This window comes from Cellulosimicrobium composti (assembly GCF_009711085.1).
GTDB classification, from domain to species: Bacteria; Actinomycetota; Actinomycetes; order Actinomycetales; family Cellulomonadaceae; genus Cellulosimicrobium; species Cellulosimicrobium composti.
The window spans coordinates 1-11,195 of the sequence record NZ_WMKA01000045.1 but is presented as its reverse complement, the minus strand read 5'-3'; the positions used below and the strand labels follow the sequence as shown (position 1 = coordinate 11,195).

Annotated in this window: 10 protein-coding genes; 7 read left to right on the top strand and 3 right to left on the bottom strand. The window is 77.6% G+C overall.

Annotated elements, in window-relative coordinates; all coding sequences use genetic code 11:
- Positions 1 to 32: 32 nt before the first annotated feature.
- Together GJV82_RS15575 and GJV82_RS15570 are read left to right on the top strand one after the other, a co-directional pair.
- Complete coding sequence (locus GJV82_RS15575; protein ID WP_162290174.1) at positions 33 to 824, top strand: polysaccharide deacetylase family protein; 792 nt, start codon at positions 33 to 35, stop codon at positions 822 to 824.
- Positions 821 to 1,849, top strand: a complete 1,029-nt coding sequence (locus GJV82_RS15570; protein ID WP_155099868.1) for a glycosyltransferase — start codon at positions 821 to 823, stop codon at positions 1,847 to 1,849. The genes GJV82_RS15575 and GJV82_RS15570 overlap by 4 nt, the downstream gene beginning before the upstream one ends.
- A gap of 35 nt (positions 1,850 to 1,884) precedes the next feature.
- Here GJV82_RS15570 and GJV82_RS15565 read toward each other — a convergent pair whose 3' ends face one another.
- Complete coding sequence (locus GJV82_RS15565) at positions 1,885 to 2,859, bottom strand: glycosyltransferase family 2 protein (protein WP_196217279.1); 975 nt, start codon at positions 2,857 to 2,859, stop codon at positions 1,885 to 1,887.
- A gap of 140 nt (positions 2,860 to 2,999) precedes the next feature.
- On the opposite strand from GJV82_RS15565, the gene GJV82_RS15560 reads away from it, so the two are divergent.
- Genes GJV82_RS15560 through GJV82_RS15540 form a run of 5 tightly spaced genes read left to right on the top strand, consistent with a single transcriptional unit; the run spans position 3,000 to position 9,769 of the window.
- The gene (locus GJV82_RS15560; protein WP_155099866.1) at positions 3,000 to 5,009 is read left to right on the top strand and encodes a glycosyltransferase; all 2,010 of its coding nucleotides are present in this window, start codon (positions 3,000 to 3,002) and stop codon (positions 5,007 to 5,009) included.
- Complete coding sequence (locus GJV82_RS20795) at positions 5,006 to 6,418, top strand: O-antigen ligase family protein (RefSeq protein WP_155099865.1); 1,413 nt, start codon at positions 5,006 to 5,008, stop codon at positions 6,416 to 6,418. The genes GJV82_RS15560 and GJV82_RS20795 overlap by 4 nt, the downstream gene beginning before the upstream one ends.
- A complete protein-coding gene (locus GJV82_RS15550) occupies positions 6,415 to 7,569 on the top strand; it encodes a glycosyltransferase family 4 protein (RefSeq protein ID WP_155099864.1) in 1,155 nt (384 codons plus the stop codon). The genes GJV82_RS20795 and GJV82_RS15550 overlap by 4 nt, the downstream gene beginning before the upstream one ends.
- Positions 7,566 to 8,597 carry a glycosyltransferase family 4 protein gene (locus GJV82_RS15545; protein ID WP_196217278.1) on the top strand — a complete coding sequence of 344 codons (1,032 nt, stop codon included), beginning with the start codon at positions 7,566 to 7,568 and terminating at the stop codon, positions 8,595 to 8,597. The genes GJV82_RS15550 and GJV82_RS15545 overlap by 4 nt, the downstream gene beginning before the upstream one ends.
- Entirely contained in the window at positions 8,594 to 9,769 is a 1,176-nt protein-coding gene (locus GJV82_RS15540; protein WP_318657713.1) for a glycosyltransferase, read from the top strand. The genes GJV82_RS15545 and GJV82_RS15540 overlap by 4 nt, the downstream gene beginning before the upstream one ends.
- Here GJV82_RS15540 and GJV82_RS15535 read toward each other — a convergent pair.
- Together GJV82_RS15535 and GJV82_RS19545 are read right to left on the bottom strand one after the other, a co-directional pair.
- The gene (locus tag GJV82_RS15535; RefSeq protein WP_155099862.1) at positions 9,712 to 10,998 is read right to left on the bottom strand and encodes a glycosyltransferase; all 1,287 of its coding nucleotides are present in this window, start codon (positions 10,996 to 10,998) and stop codon (positions 9,712 to 9,714) included. The genes GJV82_RS15540 and GJV82_RS15535 overlap by 58 nt on opposite strands.
- Positions 10,995 to 11,195, bottom strand: a 201-nt coding sequence (locus tag GJV82_RS19545) for a hypothetical protein (protein WP_225873408.1), incomplete at its 5' end; no start/stop codon positions are given. The genes GJV82_RS15535 and GJV82_RS19545, both read right to left, overlap by 4 nt.

Here is an 11,195-nt window from a genome sequence, read left to right as displayed (position 1 = left end):
CTGCCCCGACCCGCACCACGAAGGGACGGCCCATGCCGGATCTCGTCGTCCGACGTCGCGACATCGAGCGCGACGACCCGCCCGCCGGCGCGTTCCGCGGCGTCGCGTACGGGCGCGGCCTCCTGCCGTCGTTCCTCACGCGGTCGCTCGGGACGTTCTGCGTCGACACCACCGACCGCGTGTACTCCCTCACGTACGACGACGGGCCGGACCCGCGCACGACGCCCGGCGTCCTCGACACCCTCGCCCGGCACGGCGCGCGCGCGACCTTCTTCGTCCTGTCCGACGCGGCACGCCGCCACCCCGCGATCGTCCGCCGCATCGTCGCCGAGGGGCACGAGCTCGCGCTGCACGGCAGGGACCACACGTCGCTCCTCACGATGGACGACGACGCGGCGGTCGCCATGGTCCGCGACGCGCGCGCGGCCGTGGAGGACGTCGCCGGCGAGCGCGTCCGTCTCTACCGCCCCCCGTACGGCGAGCACACCTGGGGCCAGGCGCGCGGGGTGCGGCGGCTCGGCCTGGAGCTCACGATCTGGTCGGGCGACGCCTTCGACTGGGTCCACGACGAGGAGGAGGCGGTCGCGCGCCGCGCGCTCGCGTCCGTCTTCCCGGGGGCCATCCTCCTGCTGCACGACACGCGCGCCGACCCGGAGACCCTCGGCCCCGGCGAGCGGCTGCCGGAGTTCGACCGCGCCGACGTCCTGGACCGGATCCTCGCCTCGACGCGCGCCCGCGGCTACCGGGAGGCGACGACGGGCGAGCTGACCGCGCGCTACCGCCGCGTGCGCAGCATGGCTCGCGAGCGGATGGCGCGCGCATGAGCGGCACCGGCGCCGTCCCCGAGCTCTCCGTCGTCATCCCGGCGTACGACGCCGCCGAGACGCTCCCCACCCAGCTCGAGGCGCTGCTCGCGCAGCGCCCGACCTGGCCGTGGGAGGTGGTGGTGGCCGACAACGGGTCGACGGACGGCACAGCGGACCTCGTGCGGTCCTGGGCGGCGACGCGGATGCCGGAGCTGCGCCTCGTCGACGCGTCGGCGCGCCGCGGTCCGAGCGCCGCACGGAACATCGGCGTGGCTGCGGCGCGCGCGCCGCGCGTCGCGTTCTGCGATGCCGACGACCGCGTGGGCGACGGCTGGGTCACGGCGATGCGCCGCGCGCTCGACGCGCACGAGTTCGTCGCAGGACCGTTCGAGGGCGCGCTGCTCAACCAGGGGTCGCGGTCCGCCGTGAGCTGGACGGCCCAGGCGCACGGTCTGACGGTCAAGCCGTTCCTCCCGCAGTTCGTGACCGCCGGCTCGGGGAACATGGGCGTCCGCACGTCCGTGTTCGAGGAGGTCGGCGGGTTCGACGAGGGCGCGCGCACCGCGGAGGACGACGACTTCTGCCTGCGTGTCCAGCTGCGCGGTCACGCGCTCGTCTTCGACCCGGAGATCGTGCTGCACGTGCGCCGCCGTGACGGGCTGTGGGACGTCTGCAAGCAGGCGTTCTCGTACGGCGCCGGCGAGCGGCGGCTCATGCACCGCTACGCCGAGTTCGTCGCCGAGGCCCGGGCCGACGGCTCCGACGCTCCGGGCACCGGGCCGGACGCCGGCCCCGCGGCCGGGCGCCCCGCCCCCGGGCCGGGCGGCACGGTCCGCCGGGCAGTCAGCCTGCTCCGACGGGTAGGGCGCGTCGCCGGCCGTGCCGCCCGCAAGGCCACGACCGTGCGCCACCCGGGCGACCTGTCCGACGTCGCGTGGCGCGTGTGCTGGTCGCTCGGCTGGCGGCTCGGGCGCGTCGACCCGGCCACTCCCCAGGTGAGCCGGTCGCGGCCCGACTCGTTGCAGGGCGACCTGCGACGCTGACACCGTGGCCGCCGTCGCGCGGCAGGACGGTGCGGTTAGCGGGACCGCGCACCGCGGAGCCGACCGGCGGCGACGCGCACGGGCGCCGTGGGCGAGAACCGGACGGCCCACACCGCGTCGCCGAGCGCGGACGACGCACGTCGCTCCGCCCACGCGGCGCGGGCCGCACGACCTGCGCTCCACCACGCGAACCGGTCGTTGGCCCGGAGGCGCTCGTCGTACGCCTCGACGAGGTCCCGCCGCCCGGCCGCGAGCGCCGCGGCCCGGTGGTGGCGCAGGATCGTGCGGATGCTCGTGGCGAGGTGCCGGTACGACCGCGTCGTGTTGGACGGGTGGTAGCGGTAGTCGACGAGCACGTCGTCGACGAACGCGAAGGGCCCGTGCGCCGCGGCGGCGAGCACGAGGTCGAGGTCCTCGCCCTGCCGGTACGCGGGGTCGAAGCCCTCGACCGCGTCGAAGGTCGCACGCCGGATGACGAGGTTGGGCAGCATGACGCCGGGGCCGCGGATCACGGCGCGCCGGTCCGGGGCGGGGCGCTGGTCGGCCGCGACGAGCTCGGCGCCGTCGGCGTCGATCGTGCGCATGCGGCAGTAGCTGACGACGGCGTCGGGCTGCGCGGCCATGGCCTCGACGTGGCGGCGCAGGCGGTCGGGGTGCCAGCGGTCGTCGTCGTCGAGGAACGCGAGCAGGTCGCCCGTCGTCTCGCGCACGCCGGCGTTGCGCGCGGCGGACACCCCGGACGGCGCGCGGCGCACGACCCGGGGCCGCGGCGCCCCGGCCGGTGCCGGGACGCCGTCGACGAGGCGGCGCAGCGCGTCGGGGTCGGGCGAGCCGTCGTCCACGACGACGAGCTCGGCCGCGGGGGAGGTCTGGGCGTGCACGGACGCGATCGCCTCGGCGAGGTAGGGGCCGCCGCGGTTGGTGGCGACGACGACGCTCACCCGCGGGCCGGGGGCTTCGGCGGCCGGGGCGGCGGCGGGCGCGGCGTCGGCGCGCGGGGCGTCGCTCACGTGTCCTCCTGCGTCGTGGGCGGGCGCGTCGGGCCCGGTCGGGCCGCCGTGGCCGGCCGCCACCGGGAGGGCGCGGACGGACGGGGTGAAATCGGCGGATTCATGCGGGATCCGACACCTGCTGGGGGACAATCTCCCACATGAGGGTCCTCCGCGTCTCGCACAGCGCCGTGGTCGACGCCTGGCGCGAGCGCGAGCGGGCGCTGCGCGCCCGCGGCGTCGACGTCCGGCTGCTGTCGGCGCGCGCGTGGGACGAGGGCGGCACCCGGGTCCCGCTCGTGCCGCGACCGGGCGAGCCGGTGCGCGGCGTGCGCACGCTCGGGTCGCACCCGGCGCTGTTCCTCTACGACCCGCGCCCGCTGTGGCGCGCGCTGCGCGAGGACTGGGACGTGCTCGACGTGCACGAGGAGCCGTTCGCGCTCGCGACGGCCGAGATCCTGGCGCTGCGTCGGCTCCGGGCGCTCCTCGCGCGGCGCACCGCTCCCCCGTTCGTCCTGTACTCGGCGCAGAACCTCGCCAAGCGCTACCCGTGGCCGTTCCGGTGGTTCGAGGCGCGCGCGCTGCGCGGCGCGGCGGCGGTGTCCGTGTGCAACGACGAGGCGGGCCGCGTCGTGCGCGCGAAGGGCGCGCGGGGGCGCGTCGAGACCGTCCCGCTCGGCGTCGACGCCGCGGTGTTCTCCCCCGCGCCCGACGCCGCGCGCCGCGCGCCCGGGACCGGTCGCCTCCGCGTCGGGTACGCCGGGCGCCTCGCGCACCACAAGGGCGTCGACGTGCTCCTCGCGGCGGTCGCGGGCGACGACCGCCTCGACCTCGTCGTCGCGGGCGACGGGCCGGACCGCGGCGCGCTCGAGGCGGCCGCGCGGCCGCTCGGCGACCGCGTGCGGTTCGTCGGCGCGCTCGCGGACGACGACCTCGTCGCGTTCTACCGCTCGCTCGACGCGCTCGCGGTGCCGTCGCGCGAGACCCCGGGGTGGGTCGAGCAGTTCGGGCGCGTCGCGGTCGAGGCCATGGCGTGCGGCGTGCCCGTCGTGGCGACCCGCACGGGCGCCCTGCCCGACGTCGTCGGCGGGGCGGGGCTGCTCGTCTCGCCCGACGACCCGGACGCCCTGCGCGCCGCGCTCGGGCGCCTCCTCGACGAGGAGCACCTGGCCGCAGGGCTGCGCGCCGCGGGCGCCGAGCGCGCCGCGTCGTGCTCGTGGGACGAGGTCGCGCGCCGCTACGAGGACCTCTACGCGACGGCGGCACGACCGGGGGCGGGCGGCGCCCCCACCGCCGCGACCACGGCCCGGCCCGCCGCGGCCGCCGCGCCGCCCGAGGTCGTCGTCGTCGCGTACGGCTCCCGGGACCTCGTGCGCGACGCGCTCGCGCCGCTCGCGGGCAAGTACCCGATCACGGTCGTGGACAACTCGTCGCTGCCCGAGATCCGCGAGGCGACGGAGCTCGCGGGCGGGCGCTACCTGGACCCGGGGCGCAACGGCGGGTTCGCCGCGGGCGTCAACCACGCGCTCGCGCACCGCCAGGCCCCGGGGACGGACGTCCTGCTCCTCAACCCCGACGCCGTCGTCACGCCCGAGGACGTCGAGACCCTCCACCGCGCGCTGCACGCACGTCCCGGCATCGCGAGCGTGGGCCCCGAGCAGGTCGACGACGAGGGCACGACGGCCCGCGTCGTGTGGCCGTTCCCGTCGCCCGCGGCGACGTGGCTCGAGGCCGTGGGGCTCGCGCGGCTGCGGCGCACGCCCCCCGACCGGTCCTTCGTCATCGGCTCGGTGCTCCTGCTCAACGCCGCCGCGATCGACGACGTGGGGCCCTTCGACGAGCGCTTCTTCCTCTACGCGGAGGAGACCGACTGGGCCTACCGCGCGGTGCGCGCGGGCTGGCGGCACGCCGTCGTCCCGGACGCGCGGGCGATGCACCTGGGCGGTGCGACGAGCAGCGACCCGACCCGGCGCGAGACGCACTTCCACGCCTCCCAGGAGCGCTACCTGCGCAAGCACCACGGCGCGGCGGGCTGGACGGTCGCGCGCGCCGGCGCCGTGCTCGGGGCCGCGGCCCGCAGCGTCGCGCTGCGCGGCGAGGGCCGCGCGAGCGCGCGGCGCCGGCTGCGCCTGTACGTCACCGGCCCCGTCCGCGCGGAGTCGGCGCTGTGACCGACCTCCACGTCCGTCTCCCGCGCCGTCGCCCGGTCCTGTACCGGGCGCCGCGCGTCCCGGGGGCGGTCCTGGAGCGCACCCGGACGACCGCGGCCTGGGTCGCGGGGGGCGCCGTCGTCGTCGCGCTGCTCGGCGTGGTCGGCTTCGTCCTGCCCGAGCTGCAGACGGCCGCCGTCGGGGCCGCGCTGCTCGTGCTCGTCGTGGGCCTCACGGCGTACGAGCCCGTGGCGCTGCCGATCCTCGCGATGCCCGCGCTCGTCGTCGTGCAGCGCGTCGGCGGCGGCGGCGTGGACCTCTCGCTGAGCGACTTCGCGCTGTTCGGCGCGTTCTGGTTCGCGCTGTTCTTCTCGCCCCGCCCGTTCTCGCGGCCCATGCGCGCGATGATCTGGCTCTCGGTGGTCTACCAGGTCGCGACGCTCTTCACCGTGATCGTCAACCCCTTCACCGCGAACGTCGTCGAGTGGTTCCACGCGTGGGTGTCCGTCGCGGGCGCGCTCGTGCTCGGCTGGGCGGTGGGGCGGTCCGGGCGCGCGCGGCTCGGCCTGACGCTCTTCCTCGCCCCGTGCCTCGCGATCGCGGCGCAGACGTGCCTCGTCGCGCTGCAGCAGCTCGCGGCGGGCAACACCGGGCCCGTGTACATCGACGCGCCGATCGCGATGCACAAGAACTTCATCGGGTGCGTCCTCGCGTTCGCCGCGCTCACCGCGTACGCGCGGCCCTGGTGGGTCGGCTGGCCGCGCTGGTTCTCGCTCGGCGCGTTCTGGCTCTGCTCGCTCGGCGTGCTCGCCGCGCAGGCCCGCCAGGCCCTCATCGGCCTCGCGATCGGCATCATGCTCATCACGCTGCGCGGCGACCCCGACCGCAAGCGCTCCAAGCTCATCCTGCTCGCCGCGATCCCCGCGATCTACTTCGTCGTGCTCGCGGTCCAGGAGCAGCTCGCGTCGGGCAACCAGTTCAACTCCGCGAACCAGCGCCTCACCTGGTACGCCGACTCGATCGACGTGTGGCAGCGCAGCCCGTGGGTCGGGATGGGGCTGCGGTGGTGGACGGCGGGCGTCACCGAGTTCGTCTTCCAGCCGCCCAACGTCGAGCTCGAGGTGCTCTCCTCGGCGGGGATCGTCGGGCTCGCCGGGTTCCTCGTCCTGTTCCTCGGCGGGATGGCCGTGCTGTGGCGGATCAACCCGCGGTTCGGGACGCTCGCGTTCTCGATGCTCATGATGCGGTTCGTCCAGGGCCAGTTCGACCTGTTCTGGGTCTCGGTCCAGGTGACCGTGCCGTTCGTCATCGTCGGGGTGTGCCTCGGCGCCGAGGCGTACGCCGAGTCGCGGCAGGCGGCGCGCGAGGAGACCGGTCGAGAGCTCCCTCTCGACGAGCTGCGATCCGTCCGGGAGATGGCCGAACGATGACGAACCTGCGGATCCTGCAGATCGCCCCCGAGATCGCGCCCGGGAGCGGGGTGGGCGGCGTCGCGCACCACCTCGAGGAGGCGTTCGCGCGCGCGGGCGTGCCCACCGAGCGCTTCACGCTCGCGGACGCGCGCGGGGCGTGGCTGCCCGAGCCCGGCCCGGGCGTGCGCGGGCGGCTCGTGCTCCTCGCGCGCGTCGTGTGGTTCTCGACCGTCGGCACCGTGCTCGCGCGCCGCCGGATAGCGCGCGCACGGCACGGCGCGGACGGTCGCGCGCTCGTGTCGGTCTGCCACAACGACGTCCTCGCGGGCGACGTGTACGTCAACCACGGGATCCTGCGCGTCGCCATGCGGGCGCGCGGCGGGTACGCGTGGCGCATGGCCCGCAACCCCCTGCACCTGTTCACCGCCGCGCGCGACGCCGCGCGCTACCGCGGGCGGACCCACCGCGTCGTCGTCAACCTCACGAGCGCCGAGCGCGACGCGCTGCGCGCGACCTACCCCCGCCTGCGGGTGCCGGCGGTCGTCATCGGCAACGGCGTGGACGTCACGCGCTTCGCGCCCCCCACGCCGGCCGAGCGCGCCGCGGCGCGCGCCGCGGCCGGGGTGCCCGACGACGCCGTGCACGTCGTGTTCGTCGGCCACGAGTTCGACCGCAAGGGCCTCGACCTCGTGCTCGACGCCGCCGCCGACCTGCCCCACGTCCACGTGAGCGTCGTCGGGGGCACGCCGGACATGCTCGCCGACGTCCGCGCCCGGGTCGCGCGGCTCCGGACCGCCGACCGCGTGCACCTCGCCGGCCGCGTGCCCGACCCCCGGCCCTGGCTCCACGCCGCCGACGCGCTCGCCCTCCCGAGCGCGTACGAGGCGAACGCGCTCGTCGTGCTCGAGGCGCTCGCGTGCGGCGTCCCCGTCGTCGCCACCCCGGTCGGGTACGCGCCCGACGTGCTCGAGGACGGCCGCACCGGCTGGCTCGTGGACCGCACGGTCGACGGCGTCCGCAAGGGCCTCGCCGCGGTCGCCGCGCTCGACGACGACGCGCGCCGGGAGGCGTCGCGCGCCGCCCGGGCGACCGCCGAGCGCCACGACTGGGACGCCGTCGCACGGCGGTACCTCGCGCTCGCCGCCGAGCTCGCGGAGGTGCGCCCGTGAGGATCCTCCACGCCGTGCGGTCCGACGGCTTCGCGGGCGTCGAGCGGCACGTCGCGCGCCTCGCGCGCGCCCAGTCCGCCGCCGGTCACGAGGTCGCCGTGATCGGGGGCGCGCACGGCGGCATGGTCGCGACCGTCGCCGACCCCTCCGTGCCGCTCCTGCCCGCCACGACGACGGGCGACGTCGTCCGCACGCTGCGCGCGTGCGGCGCGGCGGCCGACGTCGTGCACGTGCACATGACCGCCGCCGAGGTCGCGGCGGCCGTCGCCGCCCGCACGACGCGCGGGTTCCCGCCCGTCGTCACGACGCGCCACTTCGCGCGCACGCGCGGCACGGGCGCCCTCGGCCGGGTCGTCGCCGCCGTCGCGTCGTCGGCCGTGCGCGCGCAGATCTCCATCAGCCGGTACGTCGCGGACCACGTCGAGGGCGGGAGCGTCGTCGTGCACCCGGGCGTGGACGACCGTCCCGACGGCCTCGACGCGGCCGCGCGCGACGACGTCGTGCTCGTCGTGCAGCGCCTGGAGCCGGAGAAGCGGACCGACCTCGCGCTCGCGGCGTTCGCCGCGTCCGGGCTCGCCGAGCGCGGCTGGCGGCTCGAGGTCGCGGGCGACGGCTCGCAGCGCGGGTCGCTCGAGGACCAGGCCGCGTCCCTCGGCATCGCCGCCACGACGACGTTCCTCGGCGCGCGCCGCGACGTCGACGCGCTCATGGACCGCGCGGGGCTGCTCGTCGCCCCGTGCCCCGTCGAGGGGCTCGGGCTCAGCGTGCTGGAGGCGATGGCGAGCGGGCTGCCCGTCGTCGCGTCGGCCGCGGGCGGGCACCGCGAGACGCTCGACGGCGTCGACCCGCTCGCGCTCTACCCCGCGCTCGACCCCGCCGCGGCCGGGCGCAGCCTCGCGACGCTCGCCGACGACCCCGCGCGCCGGGACGCGTGCGCCGCCGCGGGCCGGGCGGCGCAGCGCGCACGGTTCACGCCCGCGGCGCAGGTCGAGGCGACGGACGCGGTGTACCGCTCGGTGCTCGCGTGAGCGCCGGGACGCCCGCCGGCGGGATCGGCGACGTCGTCGTGCTGTCGCTCGAACGGTGGGACGACGTGTGGCGGCGCAACCAGTACCTCGTCGCGGAGCTGTGCCGCGCGGACCCCGGGGCACGCGTGCTGTTCGTCGAGCCCGCCGCGGACCCGCTGCACCGGCTCAGCCGCCGCGGTGTCCCCCGACCCGGGCGGGGCCTGCGCGCGGCCCCCGACGTCGACGGGATCGCCCCCGGGCGGCTGCTGCTCCACGAGCCGACCAAGTGGCTGCCCCGCAAGGTCGACCCGCGCGTCGACGACCGGCTCGCGCGCGGCGTCGAGCGCGCGGCACGCCGCGCGGGGCTGCGCCGCCCGGTGCTGTGGGTCAACGACCCGTCCGGCGCCGCCGTCGTGCGGCGCACCGGCTGGCCCGCCCTGTACGACGTCACGGACGACTGGCTCGCCGCCGACCGCTCCCCCGCCGAGCACGCACGCCTCGTCGACGACGAGCGCACCCTCCTCGACCGGTGCGCCGAGGTCACGGTGTGCTCCGCCGGGCTCGTGGCGCGCAAGGGCGCGCAGCGCGCGGTGACGCTCGTGACGAACGGCGTGGACCTCGACCGCTACCGCGACCCGTACCCGCGCCCCGCCGACCTCCCCGCGGGCCGCGTCGCGCTCTACGTCGGCACCGTGCACCCCGACCGCTTCGACGTGCCGCTGCTGCTGGAGACGGCGCGCGCGCTCCACGGGCGCGCCCGGGTCGTGCTCGTGGGCCCGGTCGTCGATCTGTCCCCGGCGGAGCACGCGGACCTCGCTCGCGCGGGCGTCGTGCAGCTCGGCCCGCGGCCGTGGACCGCCGTGCCCGCCTACCTGCGCCACGCCGACGTGCTGCTCGTGCCGCACGTGGTCGACGCGTTCACGGACAGCCTCGACCCGATCAAGCTCTACGAGTACCGCGCGGTCGAGCGACCCGTGGTCTCCACGCCCGTGGCCGGGTTCCGGGACGACCCGGGCGTCCGGGTCGGGGACGCGGCGACGTTCCCGGCGCTCGTCGTCGCCGCGCTCGACGACGCCGCACCCCCGCGCGAGGACCGGCTCGACACCCCGCCCCCCGACGTGCCGACGTGGCGCGGTCAGGCCCGGCTCATGCGCGACGCGCTCGGGCGGACACGTCGGTCCAGACGTCCGTGAGCACGCGCGCGGTGCGCTCGACGGGGAACCTCCGCAGCGCGGAGTCCCGCGCGCGGACCGCGCGCTCGTGCGCGGCCGCGGGGTCGTCGAGGACGTCGAGCACCGCCGCGGCGAGCGCGTCGACGTCGCCCGGCGGGACGAGGATCCCGAGGTCCGTCCTCGTCGGAGCGACGTCGGTGCCGGCGTCGGCGTNCGGCGTCGGCGTCGGCGTCGGCGTCGGCGTCGGCGTCGAGCAGGATCTCCTCCACGCCGCCCGCACGCGTCGCGACGACGGGCACGCCGCGCACCATCGCCTCGACCACGACCTGACCGAACGGCTCGGGGACGGGCGACGCGTGGACGCACACCGCGGCGCCGTCGAGCTCGGCGCGCGGGTCCGCGACGAACCCGACCATCTCCACGTGGTCGTCGAGGCCGAGCCGGGTCACCTCCGCGCGCACGCGTGCCGCGTAGTCCTCCGCGGCGAACGCGGGCTCGCCCACGACGCGCAGCCGGGCGCCGGGCACCGCGTCGACGACCGTCCGCAGCGCGCGCACGACCTCGAGCTGGCCCTTCGTGGGGCTCAGCCGGCCGATCATGACGACGACGGGCGGCGGGGCGTCGCCGCGACGGGCGAGACCGCCACGACGTGCGAGGGCCTCGTCCGACCCGTCCGCCTGCTCGGGGGCGAACCCCGGGTAGGCGACGGCCGTCGTCACGGGGAGCGTGGCCGCCGTCGCGCGGGAGTTCGCGACGACCGCCGCCGGGACGCGGCGCGCGAGGCCGCGCACGACCCGCACGAGCGGGCCGGGCAGGTAGTCGGGAGCGATCCGGTCGTGCACGTGCCACACGAGGGGACGGCGCGCGGCCGCGGCGGGCACGATCCCCAGGAGGTCGGCCTTGAGCGACGTGGTGTGCACGACGTCGGGGCGCAGGGCGCGCAGGCGGCGCGCGAGCCGCCACAGGAACGGGACCGTGCGCAGCGCGCCGAGGAGCGTCGCGACCGACAGCCGTCCCGCGCGCTCGCGGTCCACCGTCGCGACGGCCGACGCGAGCGGCACGACCTCGACGGGGACGCCCGCCGCCGCGAGGCGCGCGCGCAGGGGGCCGTCGGCGAAGAGCACGACGCGCGCGTCGACGCCCGGGCCGAGCGCCGCGCACGTGCGGACGAGCGCGAGCTCGGCGCCGCCCAGCTCGGCGGTGTGGTCGAGGACGAGGACCCGGAGCGGTCTGCCGCCCGGGGCGCTCACCACCGGAACGGGCGCTTGCGCGCGTCGGGCTCCGCGTCGTCACCGCCGTCGGCGGGGGCGGCGGGCTCGACCTTGCTCCACGCGGGCGCGAGCACCGCGCGCCGCGGACCGTCCGCGGGGGCCGCGCCCGTCGGCGCCGCGTTCCCGGGACCGGAGGCCGCGGGCGTGGCGGCGGGACCCGCCGCCGCGGGGGCGGA